The organism is Paenibacillus sp. CR_12 (assembly GCF_041953985.1).
GTDB lineage: Bacteria > Bacillota > Bacilli > Paenibacillales > Paenibacillaceae > Paenibacillus_AQ > Paenibacillus_AQ lautus_A.
Genome location: NZ_JAVFHO010000010.1, coordinates 25,398 through 49,844 on the forward strand (window position 1 = coordinate 25,398; position 24,447 = coordinate 49,844).

Genomic DNA, 24,447 nt, shown 5'->3' on the forward strand with positions numbered 1-24,447 from the left:
CTGTCCTTTTAAAATGAATGTTTTCGTGCGAAAAAGTCGGACTGCGCTTGCAGTTCCGGCTTTTTTTTGCGCAGGGAACGGTTCCGTTTCGGCCTGAATCCATACAGGAAGATCGTACGAATGGACACGAAATGTTACATGATTCATCGTTTAACTTATTTATGGGAAGTGTAATTAGAGACTAAATACAAGGATGGGGTGATTGAGATGGCAAACGGAACCGTTGTAAACCAGGAAGCGGTCGAAACCGTGAAGGAGATTATCAAGGATATCGAAACGGCCATGTTCTCCACGATATCGGAGGGCGGGATCAATGCCAGACCGATGCAGACGCAGGATATCGAATTCGACGGCGACTTGTGGTTCTTAACGAAGCGGGATACCAGCAAATACGAAGAAATCCTGGCGAATCCCAACGTGAATGTCGCTTATGTGGGCAAATCCTACGTATCGATCCGAGGCAAAGCCGAAGTCGTGGATGATCTGGAGAAGAAGAAGTCGCTCTGGAATGCGGCGTACGAAAAATTTCTGCAGACGTCCTACGACGATCCCAACATTATTCTGATCAAGGTGGACACGGACACCGCGGAGTATTGGGAAACCGGAAACAAAACGAAAACGGTGAAAGCCTTCTTCAAGAAAATGGTGGGCCAAGAGCCTAGGGGCGACTCGGAAATAAACAAAACCGTAGATCTCCATTGATAACGAGATTCGTTCATTAGCAGTGGCAGAACCGCAGGATCCAGCATCACGATCCTGCGGTTTTTTATGTTAGCCGAACCCGCGCGCATATCCTTCAAGACCGATCCCGTGTTGGTTATGAATGGATGAGCACCGGATGGGGTGGGCACTTTAATGCATAACAGGGCATATTTAGCACTAAGAAGGAATATACCTCATCAAACAAGTGAGAATTATGTGAATTCGTGCTGGAATTCGCCTACAAACCATAACGTGCAACTGGATGGTTTGATTACAGTCATGATATAATTTTTTTCATAAATATGAAAAATAGATTCCAGGAGAGGAGGTAGTACATTGGGAAGGCGTTATTGCAAATGGATCAAATTGCGGAATTAGGTTGTAATATTCTCTTCTGCGAACTACCTCTTTTTCATGGAAATATCGTATATAGAATGACCTGTTCAGATGCAAAAGCACATGGCCTTTAATTCAATCTGGAGGTGAATCCCTCTGAAGAGGGAAATCATTGGACATTATTACCATCACTAATTTAATCATACTTGCCATACTGATTGCGTTGACCGCTTTTTTCGTGGCGTCCGAGTTTGCCGTCGTTAAAATCCGCATGTCGCGGATCGATCAATTGATAACGGAAGGAAACAAGAAGGCGGTTGTTGCCAAAAAGGTAGCCGGCGATCTCGATTACTATCTCTCGGCCTGCCAGCTCGGCATTACGGTGACGGCGCTGGGGCTCGGGGCCATCGGCAAGCCGGCCGTTGAGCGTTTCATGTACCCGGTATTCGATTGGTTTGACGTATCGGCTTCAACGGCCTCGATTGCCTCTTACGCCATAGCGTTCATTCTCGTAACCTTTTTGCATGTCGTGGTGGGAGAGATGGCGCCCAAGACCTTGGCTATTCAATTCTCGGAAAAGACGACGCTGCTCCTTGCAGCCCCGCTGTATTGGTTCGGCAAGCTGATGTATCCGTTCATTTGGGCGTTGAATGGAGCCTCGCGCGTGCTGCTTCGTGCATTCGGCGTAAAACCTGCGCCGCATGAGCAGGCTTATACGGAGGAGGAACTGCGCATCGTCATGGCGCAGAGCTTTCAGGGCGGCGAGATCAATGGGACCAAGCTGGCTTACATGGAAAACGTGTTTTCGTTTGATGAGCGCGTGGCCAAAGACATCATGGTACCGAGAACGGATCTGATCACCCTGGATAAAAGCATGGAATACCCGGACATCGTCCGTATCCTGGATGAGCACAACTATACGCGGTACCCTGTCATCGAGGACGGCAGCAAGGATCGGGTGGTTGGCGTCGTCAACGTCAAGAAGATGCTGCCCCACATCGTGGCCGGACGAGACCGCAAGCTGGAAGAATTCGTTCGGGACCTCCCGGTCGTGCTTGAAATTACGCCGATCCAGGATGCCATGCTGAAGATGCAGCAGGAGCAGATGCATATGGCTTTGGTGATTGATGAATACGGCGGTACGGCGGGGATCCTGACCCTGGAGGATATTTTGGAAGAGATCGTAGGGGAAATTCGAGACGAATTCGATGAAGATGAAGTAGCGGATATCCGGAAGATCGGGGAACGCGAATACCTGATAAGCGGACGGGTTCTCTTGGAGGAGCTTGAGAAGCGCTTCGGCTTGATATTCGAGGATAACGAGGAGATGGATACGATCGGCGGCTGGATACAGTACCAGAAAGGCACGACGGCTCAAGACGGCGATGAGATCCAGCATGGCGAGCATATATGGGCCGTAGCGGAAACCGATAATTTTCAGATCAAACACGTCATTCTCAGACACGGATGATCTAGGGCATGGCATGATCCCGTGTACATTCAGACCATAACTTTTTTGGAGGTGAATCCCTCGCAAGAGGGAAATCATTGGACGGAATAATCGCGTTGAATTTATTTTTGGTAGCCGTGTTCATCGGACTGACTGCATTTTTCGTAGGAGCCGAATTCGCCATCTTGAAGGTGCGGCTGTCCCGGATCGATCAATTGATCGCCGAAGGGAATAAACGGGCGGTCACGGCCAGGAAGGTAGCCCATGAACTGGATTACTATTTGTCAGCCTGCCAGCTTGGAATCACTATTACGGCTCTCGTGCTGGGCGCGCTGGGCGAACCGACCGTCGAAAGGATGCTGCATCCGCTGTTTGAACGATTCGACGTGCCGGCGGCGGTGGCAACGGTACTCTCTTATGCCATTGCCCTCGGGATCATCACGTTCCTGCATGTCGTCATCGGGGAACTGGCGCCTAAAACATTGGCGATCCAATTTGCCGAGAAAATGACGCTGCTGCTGGCGTCTCCCTTGTATTGGTTCGGGAAGATCATGTATCCGTTCATCTATGCATTGAATGGAGCTTCGCGTCTCCTGCTTCGAGTATTCGGCGTAAAGCCGGCAGGGCATGAAACGGTCCATTCGGAGGAGGAACTGAAGTGGATCGTGGACCAGAGCTACGAGAGCGGCGAAATAAACCAGACCGAGATGGGATATTTGACCAATATATTTGCTTTTGAAGAGCGCACCTTGCGCGAAATCATGGTCCCGAGAGATCGGATCGTTACGGTAGAACGAGGGTGGCCGCTTGCCAATATCCTGGAGGTTCTGGGCGAGTACGACTATACCCGTTACCCGGTGACGGAATCGGGACGCGCGGAGGATTTTATCGGGTTTATCCATACGAAGGAGATGCTGACGGGTATAGCGGCGGGTAGAAACTGCAGCGTGAATGACTTTATTCACGACATGCCGCGTTTTCCGGAGTCGTCTTCGATCAAGGACGTCCTGATCAAGATGCAGCAAATCCGCGTGCATATGGCCGTCGTGACGGACGAATCCGGCACGGCGATCGGGCTGGTGACGATGGAGGACATTCTGGAGGAGATCGTAGGCGACATTCGGGACGAATCGGATCGCCGCGAGCTGCAGGGGGCGCACGCCTAAGCGATGGCGAACTAGCATCGGGCACGATTCATGAATAGGGCTAAACGTCCTTGTGCCCACTCCTCCGTGGTGAGAGGGCATGGAATTGCCGAAAACATAAAAAGAGCAGCTTCTACACGAAGCTGCTCTTTTTGCATGTGTCCTATCGAGTAGGTCAGCGTGCTAGCGTGCTGCCCCCATCGTAAAGCCGAAGCTGTACGTGCGGTTGGAAGGCAGCGTGAATTCTTCATGGATCGGCGCTCCCCAGCTGTCGTCGCCGCCGACGCCCATTTGCTTGTAATTGATGCGCAGGACGGTTTTATCGCTTGGCGGGAGCTTGTACGCATGGTCGCTGCCCTCCAGCTCCTCCGGCGTCCACGGCAGTGCGCATACCTCCATGAGGGAGGAACTCTCGAATTCCAGTCCGTCCCCTCCATTCTCCCCGGTTAGCAGTGCGAAGCGCACATCCGTTTTATTCCCGCACTCTTGAGGCCTTAGATAAGGGACGAACTGATCGGCGACCTTGCCCTCGTATCGGCCGATTTTGGCTCCTGTCTTCCGGTCCCAATAATTATCATGCGGTCCCCGCCCATACCAGCTGAGCGTATCGAGTCCATCATCAAGCAAGAACAGCATGCCGACTTCCGGAATGTCGGGCAGACCGGCGCCAGGGATCAAGGTTTCATGCATGCGGACAGTGCCGTCCGGATAGATTCGATATTCCAGCGTCAGGCTGGATGCGGGATTGGTCTCGATCCGATAGTGGCTGGATACCACGACGGCAGGGCCTTCCGCATGCCAGCGCAAAGTCAGCAGCTTTCTCCGATCATGGGCCGTTCTCCACACGCCGCTGCGTTCAGGGAGCCGGTTGCCCAGATCGTTGTCGGTGACGGCCCGCCAGAAATTCGGTCTTGCCGGCGCCAGCAGGCATTCCCTGCCGGACAGTGCGTAGGATGTCAGATCGCCGGTGCCAAGATGGAAACGCAACGAGACGGTAGAACCCCTGATGATAAGCTCTTCATCCGACTCGGCAGCTTCCAGAGCCTGCACGCTTGCAAGAGCGTCCGTTTCGGGCTGCTCGGCAATATACGGCGTCAGCACAAACTGCTCCCAAGCCTCCTCATGTCCCGCAGGCGCCCACTTGGTGCTCTCCTTCCGAACGAGGGAGACGGTGAGAATCGCTTCTTTTCCTTCGTCCTCCACGGGGGAGTACGGAACATGGATTTCCGTTTGCTCACCAGGCTGAAGCGAGAGCCCGAGCGTGCCGGATTGGCTGACTTTGCCGTTTAGCGTTACGTCCCATTGTACAAGATACGAATCGAGGCTGGTAAACAAGAAGCGGTTGCTGACCCGAATCCGGCTTGCGGCAGGATCCAGGCTTTCGAACTTGACGTTCTGGTAGCATTTTTTCACTTCGTCCAGCTTAGGGGTTTTGGTTCGGTCCGCGAAGATCAGGCCGTTCCCGCTGAAGTTGCCGTCATGCGGCGTTTCGTTGAAGTCCCCGCCGTACGCCAAATATGGTATTCCGTCCGCCGTTTGGGTGCGGATTGCTTGATCGATCCAATCCCATATAAAAGCCCCCTGCAAAATGTCGTACTTCTCAAACAGCTCCCAATACAGGTGAAGGCCGCCGCAGGAATTGCCCATCGCGTGACTGTACTCGCAAATGATATAAGGCTTGTCCGGATTGCTGTTGGCATACTTCTCCACATCCTGCGGCCTTGCATACATGGTGGATTCCATGTCGCTGGCCGCTTCGGATGCCCTGTAATGAAAGATTCCCTCGTAATGAACCAGCCGGGACGGGTCGGCTTCCTTCAGAAAATCGTGCATCGCAATGAAGTTGTCGCCTCCGAACGATTCGTTGCCAAGCGACCAGATGATGACCGAGGGGTGATTCTTGTCGCGTTGGAACATCGAATTGCAGCGGTCCAATACGTTGTCGCGCCACTCCAGCTTGCTGCCGGGCACCGTTTCTTCCAGCTCCTGCTGCCCATACGTCCAGGTTCCGTGCGTCTCCAAATTCGTTTCATCGATAACGTATAACCCGTATTCATCGCAGAGGTCATACCATACGGATTGATTCGGGTAATGGGAAGTCCGTACCGCATTAATGTTATGTGTCTTCATCAGCTCAATATCGGTGATCATGTCTTCACGGCTGAGGGCCCGCCCGGTATCCGGGGAGAATTCATGCCGGTTCACGCCTTTGAACAGAATGCGCTGACCGTTGATTCGCATGAGCCCGTCCTTCAGCTCGAAGCGGCGGAATCCCGTGCTGCAGCTTACGGCTCCGCGGCAAGCTCCGTCCGTATTCTTCAATGCCAGGACAACGGTGTACAAATAAGGCGATTCCGCGCTCCATTTCTCGGGTTCGGGGACGTTCATGCTCAGGGTAAAGCTGCCCTCGTCAATGATGTAATCCGCAATGGTGAGCGTTTGTTTCTGGACCAGCTGCCGGTCCTGATCGTAGAGAAGCGCCTCCAGCTGGAGCGTGTCCTTGTCGATGGTCTCGTTATAATAATTCGTGACGGCTGCATCGATTTGCAGCTCGGCATGCCGGTACTCGTCATCAAGAACCGGGCGCACGAAGAAATCGGAGATATGGACGGCAGGGACCGAATAGAGGTAGACCTCGCGGAAGATTCCGCTAAGCCTCCAAAAATCCTGATCCTCAAGCCAGCTGGCATCGCACCATCGGTATACCTCAACGGCTAATTTGTTCTTGCCCTCAATCAGATAAGGGGTAAGGTCGAACTCGGCCGGCGTAAACGTATCCTCGCTATACCCGACCATCTCGCCGTTCACCCATACATAGAAAGCGGATTCAACACCTTGGAAGCTAATATAAACGGGCTGTTCCTTCCATGCTTCAGGTACCGTGAATTCACGGATGTAGGAGCCCACGGGATTGTATCGGGTCGGTGCGAAGGGAGCTTTCAATTCAGGCTCCGATTCGGCCCAGGGGTATCTTACATTCGTATATTGAGGATAGTCATAGCCTTGAAGCTGCCAATGGGAAGGGACGGGAAGATCGGCCCAGCTCCCTGAATCGTAATCGGCCTCGTAGAAGTTTTGAATGCGCTCTTCAGGCGTTTTGGCGAAAGCGAATTTCCAGGTCCCGTTTAATGACTGGTACCAGGGGGACATGGCGTGGTCAAGGCTCAGCGCCTCGGACTCCGTCGGGAAATTCATCATGTAAGCATGGGCTCTGTGACGGTTCAACTGAAAAATATTCGGATTATTATTCCATTCGGGATAACCGTTTGCAGGTGCCTGGTAAATGAATTTGGTACGCAATGTGCTCAGCTCCTCCTAGATTATGGTTTCCTTCCTTCTACTGACAGTATAGAGGTTAATTCCGCCCAAGAGTATAAGGAAGTTGCGCTATTTCTATCAAACGATCAACAAAACAGCGATATTTCGATCACTTAGATGGTCATTTGCATATCTTGCTGCCAGGGAAGCCGTTGTTTATGTCCAGCGCCATCAACATGACCAATATTACATTTACATGGAATAATGTTTATGAAATAATGGTTAGTGAATGATCATTCACTAACGATGGGAGGAACGCGCATGGTAAGACCTCGCGAATTTCAAGACGAGGTGATCTTCCACGGCATCTACCGGGCACTATGCAAAAAAGGGTACGGCCAGTTGGCCTTAACCGACATCACGCATGAAATGAACATCTCGCCGGCAGCCTTAATGAAGCGATTCGGGTCGAAGAAGAATCTGCTCCTGGCCTACAGCGATTATGTCATTGAATTAACCAAACAAGCCTTCCACGATGCGGACTTGTCCGGCCAATCCAGAATCGAGGCGCTTAAAACGGTGTTCAGGGATGCCGTCTCGCATATGAAGGATCCTGTGGAATTGGCCAACCATACCTCCTTCTATCTGGAAGGGACGAATGATCCGGATTTGCTGGAGAAGACCCGGTACCGGCTGCAGCTGATCGATGAGTTTACCCGAAAGATGCTGGATCAGGCGATCACGAACAAAGAGATCGTGCCATGTGACGTGGCACGGGTCAGCCGGGTGCTGCAAGCCGCGATCAGCGGCGCCATGCTGATCTGGGTCAAAGAGTCGGACCGAAGCTTGGACGAACTGTTTGACGAGTGCTTTCAGGTCATATTCGCCTCGCTCGTTCAAGGCGGTACGGAATAATGCCCATTTTATTATGGAGAGGTGGAGGGCTATGCCGGTTTACAAAGGAAGGGAAGTCGAATTGTATTATGAAGTGAAGGGAGAAGGGAAGCCGCTGGTATTTACGCACGGAGCTTCCTGGAATCATAAACAGTGGCAGCCTCAAGTCGATGCCTTCTCCCGTCGGTATCAAACCGTGGTGTGGGATATCCGGGGGCATGGCTTCTCTTCCTTGCCGAATGGCAAGGTGGATTCGGAGGATTTCAGCAGGGATTTGGCGGATTTGCTAAGCGAACTCGGCATTGAACAAGCGACGCTTTGCGGGCTGTCCCTGGGCGGTCATATTTCGCTGCAGACTGCCGTTCGCTATCCGGAGAAGGTTGCGGCCCTGGTACTGATCGGCACGCCGTTCACGAATGCGTTTAATTGGTTCGAGCGCATGTTCGTGCCGGTAAACCGCTTAACAAGTTATCTGATGCCGATGTCCTTATCCGGAAAAATACAAGGCAGGATGTTATCCAAATTTAACAAGAGCAATCAAGCCTATATTGAGCAAGCTTTTGGCTCCATTGCTCATTCCGATTGGATTCGGATATGGGATGCGGTGACCCGAATGGACAGCACGCATGATCTGCACAAAATCCAGTGTCCGGTATTGCTGCTTCAAGGCGAAAGCGACACGATGATCCGAAGGCAGCAGGCATACATGCAGGAACAAATCGCGAACGCGCAGTTGAAAATCATTCGAAACGCTCATCACGCAACGAATTTGGATAACCCCGACGAGGTGAACGAGGCGATCGCTTCATTTCTGTCGGAGCACGCGATCTAGCGGTATCTGAGCTCTTTCATTGACACCCCAAAACAGGGTTGCTACAATTTTAGGCATATATCCATCGGAATACAAGGGTTATCAAGGAGGGGACGAACTTGAATCGATTCGGTTCCACAGATCCATTCATACGTAATGAACGCGAAGCGGTGATCGCGGCCCGGGCCGACAAGCTGGGAGCGATATTCGCGGAAAGAGCACCTCAGCACGATCTGGAGGGATCGTTTCCGTTCGAGAATTTCGATGATTTGAAGGAGTCCGGTTATTTGAAGCTGACCGTTCCGGCAGCCTTTGGAGGAGAAGAAGCCTCCGTATACGAAATGGTGCTTGCCCAGGAACGGCTCGCCCGAGGAGACGGGTCTACGGCGCTGGCCGTAGGCTGGCATATCGGGCAGATACTGCAGCTGCGCCTTTCCGGGGCTTGGCCGGAGCCGTTATTTGAGAGATTGTGCAGAGACGTTGTAGCAGAAGGCACGGTCATTAATGAACTGGCGAGCGAGCCTGCGACGGGGAGCCCCAGCCGGGGCGGAAGGCCGGAGACGACGGCACGGCGGGTGTCGGGCGGCTGGCGCATCGCCGGACGCAAAACCTTCAGCACGTTAAGCCCGATCTTGAAGCAATTCGTGGTTACGGCCGGAATCGAGCATAGCGAGAAGGTCGGCGCGTTCCTCGTTCGCAGCGGGCCCGGGGTCAAGGTTGAAGAGACCTGGAATACGATGGGCATGCGGGCAACGGGAAGCCATGACGTGATTCTGGAGGACGTATTCGTGCCGGACACGGAAGTCATTCGGGGACCCGATTATGAGAAGCCTGAGTTTCCCGTGCCTACGGAAGGCATTCTGCTCCATATCCCGGCATGTTATATGGGGATTGCTTATGCCGCGCGGAATTTTGCCATCGATTTTGCCCGTCGTCATCAACCGAACTCCTTGACGGTGCCCATTGCCGAATTGCCGAATGTCCAAAGGCAGATCGCCCAAATCGAAGTGGACCTGCTGACGGCCCGCAGTTACCTGTACCAAACCGCCGACCGCTGGGACAAGGAAGCGGAGAACCGCGCCGCGCTCAAACCCGAGCTTGGGCTTGCCAAGTACGTCGTGACCAATGCGGCGGTCCGGATTGTCGATCAGGCCATGCGGATCGTTGGGGGATTGAGTCTCTCCCGGAAGCTCCCGTTGGAGCGTATGTACCGGGATGTCCGGGCAGGTCTTCATAATCCGCCGATGGATGATGTCGTGCTGACGAATTTGGCCAAACGGGCCCTTTCGGAAGCGGAGGAGAAGGAAAATCAGGAGCCTTGATCTGATCGGACGAGAGAATAGGCCACTTAGCAGGAAATAAGGATAGAAACCGCGGGAGAGCTGGCTCCGGCGGTTTTTTGCGCTTCGCGCGCCGGACATTCCTTATTGCGGCTCCATTACATAATCGCGGCATCTTCTGCAGCCTCTGCTTCATATACATACACTTAGGTTAGGATGGCGGGCTAACGGGTATAAAACCTATCAGTACGTACTATACGAGTCGATCGAAATCCGCTCATGAGGAATTAGGATGACAGGAGGTATGTAACCATGGATTCTGTGCTGTATTTGGGCTTGGCCGCTATATATGCCGTGCTGTTTCTGTATGGGTGCGTGCTGATGAGGCGGGATGCGTCACCAGGGCTTCGGTACTTGCTGCTGATCGTAACGGCCGGATTGGTCTGGGATAACGGCGTGATCGGCATCGGAAAATACATGGGGGAAGGAGATCTGCTGGAGGGGCTTAACGTTGCGCGTTTCTGGGTGCATGCGTTGGCCACGCCGCTGCTTGTGCTCGTGTCGTTCGACCTGATACGCAAGGCCGGGAGCCCTTGGACCAGCAGGCCGGCCGCCGCATGGGGGGCCTGGCTTTTCACCGCAGCGCTGATCGTGCTCGAGGTGGTGACGGAGACCTTGCCGCTCAAGCTCCAACCATCCATGGAGTACGGAGCGCTGCGTTACGTTTCGTCCGAATCCGGGGGGCCGCCGCTCATGGTGATCCTGATTTTGATCCCGCTGCTGACGGCAGGCATTATCGTATGGCGGAGAAAAAAGACGCCGCTGCTGTTCATCGGCACGGTGCTGATGGCTGCCGGGAGCGCCATACCGATCCCGATCGAAAGCTCGGCTGCCACAAACGTATTCGAGCTGCTGCTCCTCTTGTCCTTGTGGCTGACGGTACGCAAGCTGGCCTCCTCCCGTACGTTGTCTTTTCGCTAGTTCCTGCTGACACCGCGCTCGCCATCCAGATGTGCGCGGTTTTTTGGCATGTCCCGCCTTCTTTCGCTTGTTTAGCTCCCGCACCCATTTCCGACTATCATCTGGATGTACCCGCAGCTTCATGATGTACGTAAGCCGATTGGCATCACCACATTCAGCAAACCTTCAGCTTAGCCTAAGCCTGGCATAACCTTCCCCTAAGACTGCTTTCAGATTCCGTCCCTATACTTCAAATAGCAAGACAAACCATGATCCTAGAAGGAGAGATGACGATGAATCCGATAAGCAAAAAAGTATTAGTAAGCAGTATGGCGGCAGCGATCGTGCTGGGGGGAGCCGGGTATCTTCAGAACAAAACCTTTGCCGCGGCGAGCACGGATACGGCAGCCTCGGCAGCTCAGGACGGTCAGACGGGAACGGACACAACGGCTTCGGATGCAGCGAAGAACCGGGAAGGGAAGTGGATGGGTCATAAGGCGGGCGGACCTCGGGGCGGCAGCATCGTGAAGGAAACGGCCGAAATCCTTGGGCTGACGGAGGCCGATATCCGGACGGCGCTTGAAGCGGGCAGCACGTTTGCCGAAATTGCCGAAGGTAAGGGAATGGCCCAATCCGCGTTCGTTCAGAAGCTGATCGAGCTGGAAACCGCCAAGATCGATGAGCGTCTGAGCGATGGCGGCATTACGGAAACCGAAGCAGCCGAGTGGAAAGAGGGTCTGAGCGACCGTCTTACCCAAATCGTAGAGAGCAGCGACGCCGGTTTGGGGAAAGGTCATGGCAAAGGAGGACGAGGGTTCGGCAAATTCGGCAATCCGGAGGAAATCGCGGCATTGCTCGGAGTGTCGGAGGACGAGCTGAAGGCCGGAATGGAAGAAGGACAATCGTTGGCCGAGATCGCGGCGGCGAAGGGAGTGACGGAGGATCAACTGATTCAGAAGCTGAAAGATCAAATGACCGAGCCCTTGAAGCAATGGGTGAACGAGAAGCATACGGACGCTGATAAGTCGACTGCGGCTGCGGGAGAAACGGATGAGGATACGGAATAACGATTGAATCGAGATTGGATTACTGAAGAGACTGGATGGTATTCTATTAAGAATACATTCAGTTTCTTTTTTTATATATAAGAAATTCATCATTTTTTTCTCACAAAGTGTTGACCTTAACGTTACGTAAAGGTGTACATTGAGTTTGTCAGGAGGTGAAACCATGGAATACACGGTGCAGAAGCTTGGGAAGTTGGCGGGAATAAGCACGCGAACCCTCCGTTATTACGATGAGATCGGGATTCTGAAGCCGGCCAGAATCAACTCGTCGGGGTATCGGATTTACGGGCAGGAGGAGGTTGACCAATTGCAGCAGATCTTGTTTTACCGGGAGCTTGGGCTGCAATTGGACGGTATCAAAGCGATTATGACCTCACCATCCTTCAATCGGACCAAGGCGCTCCAGGAACACCATGCGCAGCTCCTAGACAAGAGAAGGCAACTGGATTTGCTGATTACCAATGTGGAGAACACGATAGCCTCCGCCGAAGGGAGAAAAACGATGAGTGACCAAGAGAAATTCGAAGGATTCAAGCAGAAGCTGATTGATGATAATGAGAAGAAATACGGTAAGGAAATTCGCGAGAAGTATGGCGACGAAACTGTAAATCAATCCAATGCCAAGCTGAAAAATATGACGCAAGCGCAGCATGATGAAGTAACGCGTCTGGCGGAGGAGCTGTACGAAACGCTGGCCGAAGCGTTTAAGCAGGGCGATCCTGCCGGCGAGCTCGCCCAGAAGGCAGCCGATCTGCACAAGCGTTGGCTCACCTATTATTGGAATGATTACAGCAAAGAAGCCCATGCCGGCCTTGCCCAGATGTATGTTGACGATGAGCGGTTTACCGCCCATTATGACGAGAAGCAGCCTGGAACCGCCAAGTTCCTCCGCGATGCGATTCTGATTTACACGGGCACGAATCCTGCATCATTGTAAGCAAGCTGAGGCAAGCAGCCTTACGGATAAGACCCTTTCCTGCGCTCACCCGCGAGAGAGGGTCTTTTTTTATAGGGGATCCATTGAAGGAGCTGGATCTGTTCACCCTGCCTCCCCTTCCACAATTAACCTCTTGTCTCCACGTGGGGAGTAATGGTTAGATGTAACATGGGCTATTTTTCACAAACCTACACCATGGGTGATGACATTTATATAGTGAGGGTAGAGAATGGATCAAATTGTACAGCAGGTAGTTACTATCTTTAACGATTTTCTATGGTCTAAACTGCTTATCGTATTGCTGATAGCGTTTGGCCTGTATTTTACGGTGGGCACCAAGTTCCTGCAGTTTCGCCTGATCGGCGAGATGTTCCGGGTCATCCGCGAACCCAAGAGCAAAACGAAGGGCAGCATTTCCCCGTTTCAGGCGTTTGCCATCAGCATGGCGGCCCGCGTCGGGACCGGGAACATTACCGGCGTTGCCCTGGCTATCTCGCTTGGGGGGCCGGGGGCCGTATTTTGGATGTGGATCATTGCGATCATCGGATCGGCCTCCAGCTTTATTGAGAGCACATTGGCGCAGATTTATAAGGTAAAGGATGGAGCGGGCGGATTTCGCGGAGGTCCCGCCTATTACATGCAGCAAGGTTTAAAAAAGCGGTGGATGGGCGTGCTGTTTGCGATCCTGATCACCTTGTCCTTCGGTCTTGTGTTTAACGCGGTTCAATCCAACACGATTACGATTGCTTTCCAGAATTCCTTCGGCACGGATCGTTTAACCCTCGGAATCATCATGGCGGTTGTTTTTGCGGCCATCATCTTTGGCGGAGTGAAGCGAATTGCCAAAATGTCGGAGCTGATCGTCGTGATTCTGGCTGTGCTGTATGTCGGTGCCGCGTTGTTTATCGTATTGGCGAACATCACCAAGCTGCCGGAGGTTTTTGCGCTAATCGTCAAAAGCGCGTTCGGTTATGAGCAGGTGGTCGGCGGATCGATCGGTGCCGCGCTCATGAACGGGATCAAAAGAGGCTTGTTCTCCAACGAAGCCGGCATGGGGAGCGCACCGAACGCAGCGGCGACCGCAACGACAAGCCATCCGGCGAAGCAGGGACTGGTTCAGGCGCTGGGCGTCCTGATCGATACGCTGGTCATATGTACAAGCACGGCATTCATTATTCTGTTTACCGGCGCATACCAGCAGACCGGACTTGATGGAATCGCCCTGACGCAGGCTGCCCTGGCCATGGAGATGGGCGCGTGGGCATCCGACTTCCTGGCGGTCATGATTTTCCTGTTTGCGTTCAGTACCTTGATCGGCAACTATTACTACGGGGAAACCAACATCGAATTTTTGAAGTCGAATCGGGTTTGGGTATGGATCTATCGGGTTTCCGTGCTGGCCATGGTCATCTTCGGCTCGGTGACCAGCGTGAAGCTGGTGTGGGATTTGGCCGACCTCTTCATGGGATTGATGGTAATCGTGAATCTCATTGCCATCGCGCTGCTATCCCGAACGGCCTTTGCCGCACTGAATGACTACTTGAAGCAGAAGCGGGCAGGCCTCGATCCGGTCTTCACTAAAGACAGCATCAAGGGGCTTCAGGATGTGGAGTGCTGGGATGGACATGACAGCCCAACCACGAAAAGCGCCATAATCGAATAACGTGGACGGAATCGCTACGGTAGCTGTTGTTCTAGCTGCTGTAGCGATTTTTGATTTTACCGTAACCTTTGCGGAATCAAACCGTTGTCTAAGTGAGAAGGGGGAGAAAATACGAATGCTGCATGTTAATCGGATGACCTGGCGGACAAGGGCAAGGCTGCTCTTCAATGCTTTATTAGCTGCGTTGGCCGTGTTTCTTACTTATGTCATGTATTATATAGCCGTCCAAATTTATTATGAAAAAAATGACCTGAACGATAAATTTATAAGGTCTGTCATGACGACGGTTGAATTGCATGAGAGTGGACTTATGGTAGATAAACGCGGCTTGTCTCTGGTAGAAGTGACGCCCTTCCTCACACAGAAGAAATCGCTGAAAGTGTATAAGGATGTGGGGGAATGGCAGCTGATTGTCGGAGAGCTTCACGCGAAGAAGAGGTTATGGGGAGAACTGACCTATTCCGTTGAAGAACAGGGGCCTTACCTGAACCGCGAAGAAAGGGACCCTTATGTTCTGCATTCTGCGCTTCTGGATGGTGGGAAGATTACAGACTCCTCTCATCCGAATGGTGCAATGAACCAGTTAGAGAAACTGGAGGACGGCAACGTAGCGGAATTATTCTTCTCGCTTCGAACGTTGAAGTCACCGGAGCAGGTTTTGGAGCTCCTGTCGGATTATGATGTTAGAGCGACCAATATGGCTGTTTATGCTGGTGAACTGAGGGAAATCAAACTGGGTACTTATAGCTCTAGCGGCGCTGGTCACACGATCCCCCATCTTACATTGAGGCCCAGAATTATGTTTGACGATAACCATTTCCTTTCTGCATGGCATACTTTTTTCTCATTGGAGGCAGGAATATCGGACGATGTGCAGCAGCTGATCGTCGACGTTGAATGGATGACCAACAATATCAAATACAACGGTGTAGATGATGACAAACAACGGCTGGCCTACTTGAAGAAAAATGGAGTTCAAGTTTATGGGGCAACCGTCACGGGACCTGTGCGGGAGCTGGAGAAGCTGAAGGAGGAGTCGGAATTCTGGGGATTCCGTTTGGGCCGCATCGAGGTGTGGAATTGGAGCTAAGCCAGCTTGAGCTGTCATCCTTTGCATATGTCCCCAAATTTCTTCCATGCTTTGAACCATTCCGAGAAATTGGGAGCAACATTGGGAGGAACCATTCGTACACGGAGCGTCTCCTAACAGAAAAAGGGGTTCCCGTCAGATCTAAGATCTTTTGGGGCCCCCCTTTTGTTTAAGAATAAGTAATACTTGTCCATGCCGCTAAGCAGCTTATCTATATTACGTTAAATATTTATCCCGCAAAATATTCATATGATGAAGCTCATGCCCTGCAATGACATAGGCGGCCGCCCGGGCGGAGAGCGGGTAGTTGTTGAACGTGCCCTGACGCAGCAGCGCTTCCTCCGTCAAGCTTCCAACCAGCGTAATGGTGGACTGCCTGACGGCAGCGTAATCTTTAAGGGCTTCCCGCAGAGGAAGCTGGCCGAAGGGAGAATTCTGGACAAAAATCTCCCGGTCGTACCCTGAAAATTCACGGGCATCCCCGCGCGAAATGTAGAGAATGCGATAGCTCCATAAACGCTCTACATCGGCGATATGGCCGATCACCTGCTTGAGACTCCATTTTCCTTCCGCATAGCGGAAATTAGCTTGTTCTTCCGTCAGATCGCTCAGCGATCTTAACGTCTCGTCATGCTGCCGCTGCAAGATCTCGGCAATATGGCCTTCAGGGACAAGCGATACGTATTTTTCGCCGAGGGGCAAATATTCGTTAGCATTAGGCCTTGTGTTCATAACAAGTTCCTCCATATCCATGATTAAGAGCTCATATTAAAATTATGCCGCCAGGTCCAAATGAATGTATGTATGAACGGTCAGGTTGCTTGGGCCCAGATCAGATGGATGATGCCGTTCCAATAGCGTTCCGTCTTGACGATGTTCAGATCCGAGGCATTCACGATATCGATCATGTCCCGGTTATAATGGCACCCGGATATCCGCCGTGCCGCGGGGTTGACGAAATGCTGCACGGCGCCGAGCAGCCGGTTCGTGCTCATGCCGTGCTCCAGCAAATAAATGCGGCCGCCGGGTTTGGCCCAGCGGTTGATGTTGTTCAATGCCTTTACCGGATCTTCATAGCCGCATAGCGACAGGGTGGAAACCACGCAGTCGTAGGTACGTTCCGGCAGCTCCAAGGTCTCGATGTCCCGTTCCAGGAAAGTGCCCCGAATGCCAAGCTCGGATGCCATTTGGTGCGCCCGGGTTAACATCTCGGGACTGAAATCGACTGCCGTTACGTCCACCTTATCAGGATGATAGAAGGGGAAGTTGGCGCCGGCGCCGACAGCTACCTCGAGCACTTTGCCCTCCACTCCATGGAGCAGCCGCTGTCTCCATTCTCCGAGTTTGCGCTGTCTGGTGTTCCTTTCATATATAGGAGCTTGTTTATTGAACTTTCGGATGAGGGAATTCTTATTCACGCGGAATTCTCCGGGCAACCCCTGTCTTGACCGCTGCTTTCACGACAAGCTCACGAATGGCCTTTACGACGTTCTGGTTGAACACGCTCGGAATGATATACGACGGGTTGCGTTCCTCGTCCGATACGGCGGATGCAATGGCTTCGGCTGCGGCCAGCTTCATTTCCTCATTAATCGTAGTTGCTCTGCAGTCCAGGGCTGCGCGGAAAATACCCGGGAAGCAGAGGACGTTATTGATCTGGTTCGGATAATCCGAACGTCCGGTCGCAATAACGCCCACAATATCTTCGACCTCTTCGGGTCTGATCTCCGGCGTAGGGTTGGCCATTGCGAATACGATCGGTTGATCAGCCATGGCTTGTACGTCTTCGCGGCGAAGCAGGCCGCCTGCGGAAAGGCCGATGAACACGTCGGCACCTTGGATCACTTGGCGCAGGGAACCTTCGACTTTGTTCGGGTTCGTATGCTCTGCGTACCATTGCCACATACTATTGCTGTATTCTTTTCCAGCAACCAGCGCACCTTCGCGGTCGACGCCAATGATGTCCTTAACGCCGGCCGACAGGAGGATTTTACTGCATGCCACCCCGGCAGCCCCGATTCCGCACACAACGACCCGAACGTTATCGATGGATTTTCCGACGATTTTAAGGGCATTGATCAGCGCCGCGTACAGAACGACCGCCGTACCGTGCTGATCATCGTGGAATACGGGGATGTCCAGCTCGTCGCGCAGTCTCTGTTCAATCTCGAAGCAGCGCGGAGAGGAAATGTCCTCCAGGTTAATGCCGCCAAATGCCGGCGCCATCGCTTTGATGCAGGCTATAATCTCTTCCGTGTCCTGGGTGTCAAGGCAAATCGGGAAGGAGTCTACGCCGGCCAGCTGTTTGAAGAGCATCGACTTCCCTTCCATGACCGGCATGGCCGCATATGGGCCGATATTGCCCAAACCGAGCACGGCGCTTCCGTCCGAAATAACGGCCACCGTATTTCTTTTAATCGTGAGCGTGTAGGCTTTTTTCGGATCCTCCTGAATGGCCGAGCATACGCGGGCGACATCAGGCGTATAGACGCGAGATAGGTCATCGCGGTTTTGGATGGGGATTTTGGGCTGGGTTTCGATCTTGCCGCCGAGATGCAGCAGGAAGGTGCGGTCCGAAACATTGACGAGCCGAACGCCTTTTAAATGTTTTACTGTATTTGTAATTTTTTCGATATCGACGCTGTCGGTGACCGTAATGGTAATATCGCGTACGGTAATGTGGCCGCTGGCTTGAATGACGTCGATGGCAACCATGTCTCCCCCGGCTTCAAATATGGCGGATGCAACTTCACCGAATTTGATCTCTTGAGTATTCATTTCTAGTCTGAGGATAATGCTCTTTCCTCCGAGTCCGTTGTTTTCCATTGTTACCTCCAAATGTTTGATCGATTTCGTCATTCTCAGTGTATGTAGTTATGCAAAATGTTAACGTTATCATAGTTCGCTGAGCAGTGGTCAATTTCCTGTTTCACCGTAAAGAAACCGTGATATATATAAGAAGAATTTATTGGAAAAGGGGATTCCAAGGAAGTATAATCGAAAGCATCTTATTGCGAAGGAGAGAGCTGCCATGAATGCCAGAATCGAGGAGCTTGAAAAACGTTTGACCACCCAGCATCATAAGGATCTGTTCCTTCAAATGAAACATACGCTGCAGGCCGTCGACGATTTGGCCGAACAGCACCGGGTTTACCAGGCCGTTCAGGCACTTAGTGGCACACGCATCGTTGGAGCGGAGGAGAACGTGTATTTTGACACGTTGAATCAGGTCAAGGAACAGATTATTCATACCCTGGAGCTAACGATCGAGGATTTGGAGCATAAAGGGGATAAACATTACCAGAAGCATTTTAGGGACGGCGTGGAATAGAACTGCTGCGCGGTCTGAACGGATCGAACAGCATGGATGAAAGCATGATTCCCCCAAGGGAGGCATGCTTTTTTTTGCGATTTTTTTCTGCAAGTTCCGTGTGTTTTCATAACATTTTAGGTTACATATTTATCCAATTTCATTGAAATGTGTAACAAATCGTTGATTAGTGTTATGGGATACGACTTCCAGATGCTTTAAAATAATGATAGTACTGGTAAAGCTTGGACGATGATTGCGGAAGATTTCCAAGTTCAGTCAAGTTATCTGTAAGTTAAGAGGGCAACTACTGTATCAAAGAAGGGGAGGTGGCCTGAGCAGCCGGAGGTTGTGTAAACGCTTTATTTATTATCTTTTATATTAAAGGAGGATTAATTGTATGACTTTAAGTTTGCCGAACAAAGCTTGGCTCAAGAATTTGATCATTGCTGGTTCCACGATGTTGTTGATGACCTTGTTCATGGTATTATTTGCTGATAAAGCTTCTGCCCACGGATATGTCGATTCTCCAGGAAGCCGCGCCATTCTGTGTAAGCAGGGGCAAAACACCGATTGCGGTGCCATCGTGTATGAGCCGCAAAGCTTGGAAGCTCCTAAAGGCTGGCCGAACGCAGGTCCCGCCGATGGCAAAATCGCGAGTGCAGGCGGCGCGTTCCCTAAACTCGATGAGCAGTCCGCAACTCGCTGGAGCAAAGTAAGCATTTCCCCGGGAACCACGACGTTCCAATGGCATTTGACGGCCAACCATGCGACGGCAAGCTGGAAATACTACATTACGAAAGACGGCTGGGATCAAAACGCTCCGCTGAGCAGAGCTTCGTTCGATCTGACGCCTTTCTGCTCCATTAACTACGGCGGCGTAAAACCTCCGACAAACTATGCATCCACATGTAACGTTCCTGCCAAGTCCGGTTACCATGTCATTCTGGCGGTATGGGAAGTAGCTGACACGGCTAACGCTTTCTATAACGTCATCGATGTGGACTTCGGCGGTGGCGGAACTCCGAACCCAGGCGTTCCTGCACCGACGGGACTTACTTCCCCATCCCAAACAAGCAGCAGCGTATCCTTGGCATGGACAGCTTCCACCGGGGCTTCCAGTTATGAAATCTACCGTAACGGATCCCTTGTGGGTACATCGACTTCAACCTCTTATACCAACACGGGGCTAACCGCAGGAACGTCCTATACGTACACTGTGGTAGCCGTCAGCAGCTCAGGCAGTAAATCATCCGCATCGGCTCCGCTTACGGTTTCAACATCCGGAAGTTCCACGACCTATCCGGCATGGAGCGCAACAGCCGTTTATTTAGGCGGCAGCAAAGTCAGCCACAATGGCGTGAACTATGAAGCAAAATGGTGGACTCAAGGCGAAACACCTGGATCTGCCGAAGTTTGGAAGGTTATCCCTTAAATCGATCGTTTGACCGAATCCGGCGTCTAAAGACTGCCGGATTTTTCTTAGGCTTTAGCCAGTTGCGTGCGTGAACCGCGCGAAACAAAGAACCACCCGCTATGCGGATGGAGGGAATGAGAGAGTGGGCGGTGGTATATTTCCTTTTTTTTACTTCCACTAACAAGTACAGAGGAGATAGCTTCTAATAAGCGTAGAGGAGATAGCTTCCGTCGGCTGCGCATTGACCCTGATGGCTTGGAATTACCTATAGTAATATTGTGGGTCTGACTGTCGATGTTCTTCCTTCTGTATGATTTCATGGCTTTTGCCAACTTAAACGGACCCTAGTTCCGTTATTCAAGATCATAACCCGATTTTTCACAATGTACCGGACTCCAGATCCGCTATTATGAGAAATACGGGAGAAAATACCGATTAAAACAGCAAATAAGGTCCGCTGGGTTCGCTAAAGTTACTAAAAGGGTTGTTTTCTATGAAATAAGGTATTCTGAGTCCGTTAGGAAGTCCTTATACCAAAGAACAAGTAGATCGTGCGGCACTGCTCCCTGTGCTCCCTGTTCTCCCTGTGTGCACGGTGCGTGGTCCGGGGCATGCTTGGATTGGCTGTCGAGCGTTAAGTTTTGGACATATTGAATGACATGGCGATTTATTTATGGACATTCCGTGAATTTCTGCTTATTGCTCTTTTGGTCTAAGCAGGGATCGCGAAAAAAGCGAGTATGGATGGTAAACATAGCAGTGGAATATAAATGAGCAAGCCGCTTGCGAGTAGCAGCTTGAAAAAGGCACCCTTCGGGGTGCCTTTTGTGCATTCTGCAAGAAGTATGTTCAGGCATGCCAGGGTGCGCAAAGGTACGAAAGTATGCAAAGGCATGCCAAGGTACGCAAAGGTGCGAAGGTATGCAAAGGCATGCCAAGGTACGCAAAGGTACGAAGGTATGCAAAGGCATGCCAAGGTCCGCCAAGGTCCGCCAAGGTACGCAAAGGTGCCACGGTCCGCAAAGGTATGCAAAGTTTGCTAGCCTCAAACCCTGTAAACGGTGATGCCACGTTCCTGAAAAGGCTTGACATCCGAGTCGGAAGCCTCGCTGCCGGTAACGAGAGTATGAATGGCGCTGTTGGGAGCGACCGTATGCAGGGACAGCTTGCCGATCTTGCTGTGGTCGGTGACTACGACAATTTCGCCGGCGGCCTGAATCATGTTCTGCTTGGCAGGGACGAGCAGCGCCTCCGGATGCATGAGGCCATGCTGGGGATGCAGGGCAGGGGTGCCGATGAACGCTTTCTCAACATGCAGGGATTTCAGCACATGGTCGGTAAACATGCCGTTTAGCATATAGCTCGAGGGGTACAGCTCCCCGCCGGTCAGGATGACTTTGATGCCCGGAGCATCGCGAAGTTCGACGGCAACGTTCATATCGTTGGTTATGACGGTAATGTCCGAGCGGTGCACAAGATGCGTAGCAATATGAAGGGTGGTTGTCCCCGAATCGATGATGATATTTTCCCCGTCTTCCACGAGTGAAGCCGCGAGCTGGCCGATGCGTATTTTTTCGTCCCGATGAAAGTTCGTCCGTTCATTAAAGGATGGCTCGTTATGCGTCCATTGCTCCATGATGACCCCGCCATGCGTGCGCTTCAAAGCGCCTTCCTGCTCAATCTCCGCCAGATCGCGGCGAATGGTGGCCGTGTGGACGCCGAATTCGGATGCCAGGGCGGCAACCGTTGCCGTACGGTATTGCCTTACGTAATCAATGATCCTTTTCTTTCGTTCGTGTGCCAGCAATCGATAATTTCTCCCTTCCTAATTGGACAATGAGCAGCAGAGTGCGTTTGTACATACAATGCGCACTTTTGCTTTTTTATGCTTATGGGCTCCATATCTATCTAGTGTACTCCCGTTATGTTAATGCCATGTTAAATCCCTTGCTGCGAAGCGAATTTACACAATCCGTACGAAGGCCTAACACTCTCCTAATATTGCAGATCTACAATCGAATTAAATAAAAATGAACAAAAGTGATCATTACATGTGCATTTGATGCGTACTTATTATCAGGTGCATGTAAGGGATTTCATGTTATGGAATCGTTCATTTTTTCGCTTGTCATGACAGCATCATTACACATTGGTGAGGGGGATCGCTCTTGGCATCCATTGAATTTGTGAAAGTGAGCAAGTCGTTTGATCGTCAAACCGTCATACAGGACTTGGATCTTACCATCGAGGACGGAAAATTCACCGTGCTGGTCGGCCCTTCAGGGTGCGGGAAAACAACGCTCCTAAGGATGATTGCGGGCATAGACCCTCAAACCTCCGGTTCCGTTCTGATCGACGGCAAGGATGTCACGCGCATTGCACCGGGGAAGCGCGGCGTGGCCATGGTGTTTCAGAACTACGCCATTTACCCGACGATGTCGGTCCGCGAGAATATCGAATTCGGCCTCGTGAACAATAAGGTTCCCAAAGCCGAGCGTAAGCGACTGGTGGAAACCATAGGGGCAACCGTGGGACTGAACGATTATTTAGACCGCAAGCCCTCCACCTTGTCCGGCGGACAACGGCAGCGGGTGGCTTTAGCCCGGGCCATGGTTAAGGATCCGTCCGTCTTCCTGATGGATGAACCGTTGTCCAATCTGGACGCCAAGCTGAGGGTTCAGATGCGGATCGAGCTGATCGAGCTGCACAAGAAGCTCGGGACGACCTTTGTTTACGTGACCCATGACCAAATCGAGGCCATGTCGATGGCGGATACCATCGTGCTGATGAACAAAGGGGTCATTCAGCAGGAGGCGCCGCCCGAAGTGGTGTACCGCAAGCCCAGCAATCTGTTTGCGGCCCAGTTCATCGGGGTTCCTCCCATGAACATTGCGCCGCTGGGGGAGGATCGCGCGACGTTCGGGTTCCGTCCGGAAAGCGTTGTGATCGGCACGGAACCGGAATCGTTTCACTACACGGCCAAGGGCGAGATCATCACGCGAGAAATGCTGGGCTCCGAGACGATTTATCAGGTGAAGACGACCGATGGTCATGCATTCATGGTGAAATGTCCGGATGACAGATACCATGTCGATCAGCAGGTCTGTCTCGGCGTGCCGGCCGACCAATTGTTTTTCTTCGGTCCGGATGAGAACCGGGTGGACGAGAAGGACAACCGCCACAGGGAGTTCATGGAGCGGCTGAGAGGGCTGGCCCATGGATAAGAGGAGGATCTGGGAAGGGATCAGGCCCTATGTGCTGATCGCGCCAGCCATGGCGGGTATCCTGCTGTTCGTGATGTATCCGGTAGGTTATTTGATTTACTTAAGCTTGTTCAAATACAACCTGATGAATAAAGACAAGAGCAAATTTGTCGGATTGGACAATTTCACGCAGATTCTGGGGCGCGGGGATTTCTACAAAGCACTCTGGAACACCTCCGTCTATACGGCCGGGGTCGTCATTTTGACCATGCTGCTGTCCCTGCTGATCGCCGTATGGCTGAACAAGAAAGGCTGTTTCAATTCGATCGTCCAGGCCGGGATTTTCACGCCGCACGTCGTATCCATCGTATCGATCTCGCTGGTCTGGCTGTGGCTGATGGAGCCGAATCAAGGACTGCTCAATTATCTGCTCAAGCTGGTTGGACTCCCGCCGTCGGCATGGCTTCAAAGCTCCAAGACCGCGTTGATATCGGTCATTATCGTGTCGGTCTGGCAGGCCATCGGCTATTATACCCTGATTATCGTGGCAGCCTTGCAGAGCATATCGCCGAGCATTTATGAAGCGGCCGCGCTGGATAATGCGAGCAAGTTCAAGGTGTTTTACAAAATCACACTGCCGATGATCTCGCCGCAGCTGTTTTTTATTCTCATCATCATGACGATCGGCTCCTTCAAGGTATTCGATACCGTTCAGGTGATGACAGGCGGAGGACCAAACAATGCAACGACGACGCTTGTGTATTACATATACGGATTCCGAACGACCAATATCGGTTATTCGGCGGCGACAGGCGTTGTGCTCATGGCCATTATCGGATTGCTCACGTTCATCTATTTCCGGCTGTTATCCAAGAAGGTCCACTATCAATAAGGCTATAAGGCTTTGGCCACGAAGAAAGGAGG

The 24,447-nt window shown here is 52.0% G+C and carries 20 protein-coding genes; 15 read left to right on the forward strand and 5 right to left on the reverse strand.

The genetic code is table 11. The features are described from left to right. Nucleotides 1–207: 207 nt before the first annotated feature. The 3 genes from RB297_RS26870 to RB297_RS26880 all read left to right on the forward strand — a co-directional run bounded on the left by RB297_RS26870 (nucleotide 208) and on the right by RB297_RS26880 (nucleotide 3,654). A complete protein-coding gene (locus RB297_RS26870) occupies nucleotides 208–702 on the forward strand; it encodes a pyridoxamine 5'-phosphate oxidase family protein (RefSeq protein ID WP_213580173.1) in 495 nt (164 codons plus the stop codon). Between the two features lie 508 nt (nucleotides 703–1,210). After that, nucleotides 1,211–2,509 carry a hemolysin family protein gene (locus RB297_RS26875; RefSeq protein WP_375121842.1) on the forward strand — a complete coding sequence of 433 codons (1,299 nt, stop codon included), beginning with the start codon at nucleotides 1,211–1,213 and terminating at the stop codon, nucleotides 2,507–2,509. Nucleotides 2,510–2,586: 77 nt separating this feature from the next. Continuing rightward, nucleotides 2,587–3,654 carry a hemolysin family protein gene (locus RB297_RS26880; protein ID WP_009590516.1) on the forward strand — a complete coding sequence of 356 codons (1,068 nt, stop codon included), beginning with the start codon at nucleotides 2,587–2,589 and terminating at the stop codon, nucleotides 3,652–3,654. Between the two features lie 162 nt (nucleotides 3,655–3,816). Here RB297_RS26880 and lacZ read toward each other — a convergent pair whose 3' ends face one another. Continuing rightward, the gene (lacZ, locus tag RB297_RS26885; RefSeq protein WP_375121843.1) at nucleotides 3,817–6,933 is read right to left on the reverse strand and encodes a beta-galactosidase, LacZ type; all 3,117 of its coding nucleotides are present in this window, start codon (nucleotides 6,931–6,933) and stop codon (nucleotides 3,817–3,819) included. A 279-nt stretch (nucleotides 6,934–7,212) separates the two neighbouring features. On the opposite strand from lacZ, the gene RB297_RS26890 reads away from it, so the two are divergent. The 8 genes from RB297_RS26890 (at nucleotide 7,213) to RB297_RS26925 (ending at nucleotide 15,593) form a co-directional block, all read left to right on the forward strand. Beyond that, nucleotides 7,213–7,806: a TetR/AcrR family transcriptional regulator gene (locus RB297_RS26890; protein ID WP_375121844.1), complete on the forward strand. Its 594-nt coding sequence runs from the start codon at nucleotides 7,213–7,215 to the stop codon at nucleotides 7,804–7,806. A 31-nt stretch (nucleotides 7,807–7,837) separates the two neighbouring features. After that, nucleotides 7,838–8,617 carry an alpha/beta fold hydrolase gene (locus tag RB297_RS26895; RefSeq protein ID WP_375121845.1) on the forward strand — a complete coding sequence of 260 codons (780 nt, stop codon included), beginning with the start codon at nucleotides 7,838–7,840 and terminating at the stop codon, nucleotides 8,615–8,617. A gap of 98 nt (nucleotides 8,618–8,715) precedes the next feature. Further along, nucleotides 8,716–9,918, forward strand: coding sequence for an acyl-CoA dehydrogenase family protein (locus tag RB297_RS26900; protein ID WP_375121846.1), 1,203 nt, complete (start codon nucleotides 8,716–8,718; stop codon nucleotides 9,916–9,918). Nucleotides 9,919–10,188: 270 nt separating this feature from the next. After that, entirely contained in the window at nucleotides 10,189–10,857 is a 669-nt protein-coding gene (locus RB297_RS26905) for a hypothetical protein (protein ID WP_096777065.1), read from the forward strand. Between the two features lie 272 nt (nucleotides 10,858–11,129). Beyond that, nucleotides 11,130–11,903 (forward strand): hypothetical protein, encoded by a 774-nt coding sequence (locus tag RB297_RS26910; RefSeq protein ID WP_375121847.1) that lies wholly within the window; start codon nucleotides 11,130–11,132, stop codon nucleotides 11,901–11,903. A 163-nt stretch (nucleotides 11,904–12,066) separates the two neighbouring features. After that, complete coding sequence (locus RB297_RS26915) at nucleotides 12,067–12,840, forward strand: MerR family transcriptional regulator (RefSeq protein ID WP_213580178.1); 774 nt, start codon at nucleotides 12,067–12,069, stop codon at nucleotides 12,838–12,840. Nucleotides 12,841–13,069: 229 nt separating this feature from the next. Beyond that, complete coding sequence (locus RB297_RS26920) at nucleotides 13,070–14,503, forward strand: alanine/glycine:cation symporter family protein (RefSeq protein WP_096777062.1); 1,434 nt, start codon at nucleotides 13,070–13,072, stop codon at nucleotides 14,501–14,503. 115 nt (nucleotides 14,504–14,618) lie between these two features. After that, complete coding sequence (locus RB297_RS26925; protein WP_375121848.1) at nucleotides 14,619–15,593, forward strand: anti sigma factor C-terminal domain-containing protein; 975 nt, start codon at nucleotides 14,619–14,621, stop codon at nucleotides 15,591–15,593. Between the two features lie 216 nt (nucleotides 15,594–15,809). Here the strand turns inward: RB297_RS26925 and RB297_RS26930 are convergent, their stop codons facing one another. The 3 genes from RB297_RS26930 to RB297_RS26940 all read right to left on the reverse strand — a co-directional run bounded on the left by RB297_RS26930 (nucleotide 15,810) and on the right by RB297_RS26940 (nucleotide 18,419). Continuing rightward, on the reverse strand, nucleotides 15,810–16,325 hold the full coding sequence (locus RB297_RS26930) for a DinB family protein (RefSeq protein ID WP_096777061.1): 516 nt from the start codon (nucleotides 16,323–16,325) through the stop codon (nucleotides 15,810–15,812). Nucleotides 16,326–16,405: 80 nt separating this feature from the next. Beyond that, on the reverse strand, nucleotides 16,406–17,011 hold the full coding sequence (locus RB297_RS26935; RefSeq protein WP_375121849.1) for a class I SAM-dependent methyltransferase: 606 nt from the start codon (nucleotides 17,009–17,011) through the stop codon (nucleotides 16,406–16,408). Further along, complete coding sequence (locus RB297_RS26940) at nucleotides 17,004–18,419, reverse strand: NAD-dependent malic enzyme (protein WP_090912644.1); 1,416 nt, start codon at nucleotides 18,417–18,419, stop codon at nucleotides 17,004–17,006. Before RB297_RS26940 ends, RB297_RS26935 begins: the two co-directional genes overlap by 8 nt. Nucleotides 18,420–18,624: 205 nt before the next feature. Here RB297_RS26940 and RB297_RS26945 point away from each other — a divergent pair, with 205 nt between their 5' ends. After that, entirely contained in the window at nucleotides 18,625–18,924 is a 300-nt protein-coding gene (locus tag RB297_RS26945; RefSeq protein ID WP_096777059.1) for a hypothetical protein, read from the forward strand. A 379-nt stretch (nucleotides 18,925–19,303) separates the two neighbouring features. Next, on the forward strand, nucleotides 19,304–20,338 hold the full coding sequence (locus tag RB297_RS26950; RefSeq protein ID WP_096777058.1) for a lytic polysaccharide monooxygenase: 1,035 nt from the start codon (nucleotides 19,304–19,306) through the stop codon (nucleotides 20,336–20,338). A 1,027-nt stretch (nucleotides 20,339–21,365) separates the two neighbouring features. Here RB297_RS26950 and RB297_RS26955 read toward each other — a convergent pair. Then, complete coding sequence (locus tag RB297_RS26955; protein ID WP_090912648.1) at nucleotides 21,366–22,127, reverse strand: DeoR/GlpR family DNA-binding transcription regulator; 762 nt, start codon at nucleotides 22,125–22,127, stop codon at nucleotides 21,366–21,368. A gap of 361 nt (nucleotides 22,128–22,488) precedes the next feature. On the opposite strand from RB297_RS26955, the gene RB297_RS26960 reads away from it, so the two are divergent. Next, nucleotides 22,489–23,544, forward strand: a complete 1,056-nt coding sequence (locus RB297_RS26960; RefSeq protein ID WP_375121850.1) for an ABC transporter ATP-binding protein — start codon at nucleotides 22,489–22,491, stop codon at nucleotides 23,542–23,544. Continuing rightward, the gene (locus RB297_RS26965) at nucleotides 23,537–24,415 is read left to right on the forward strand and encodes a carbohydrate ABC transporter permease (protein ID WP_375121851.1); all 879 of its coding nucleotides are present in this window, start codon (nucleotides 23,537–23,539) and stop codon (nucleotides 24,413–24,415) included. Before RB297_RS26960 ends, RB297_RS26965 begins: the two co-directional genes overlap by 8 nt. Nucleotides 24,416–24,447: the final 32 nt, after the last annotated feature.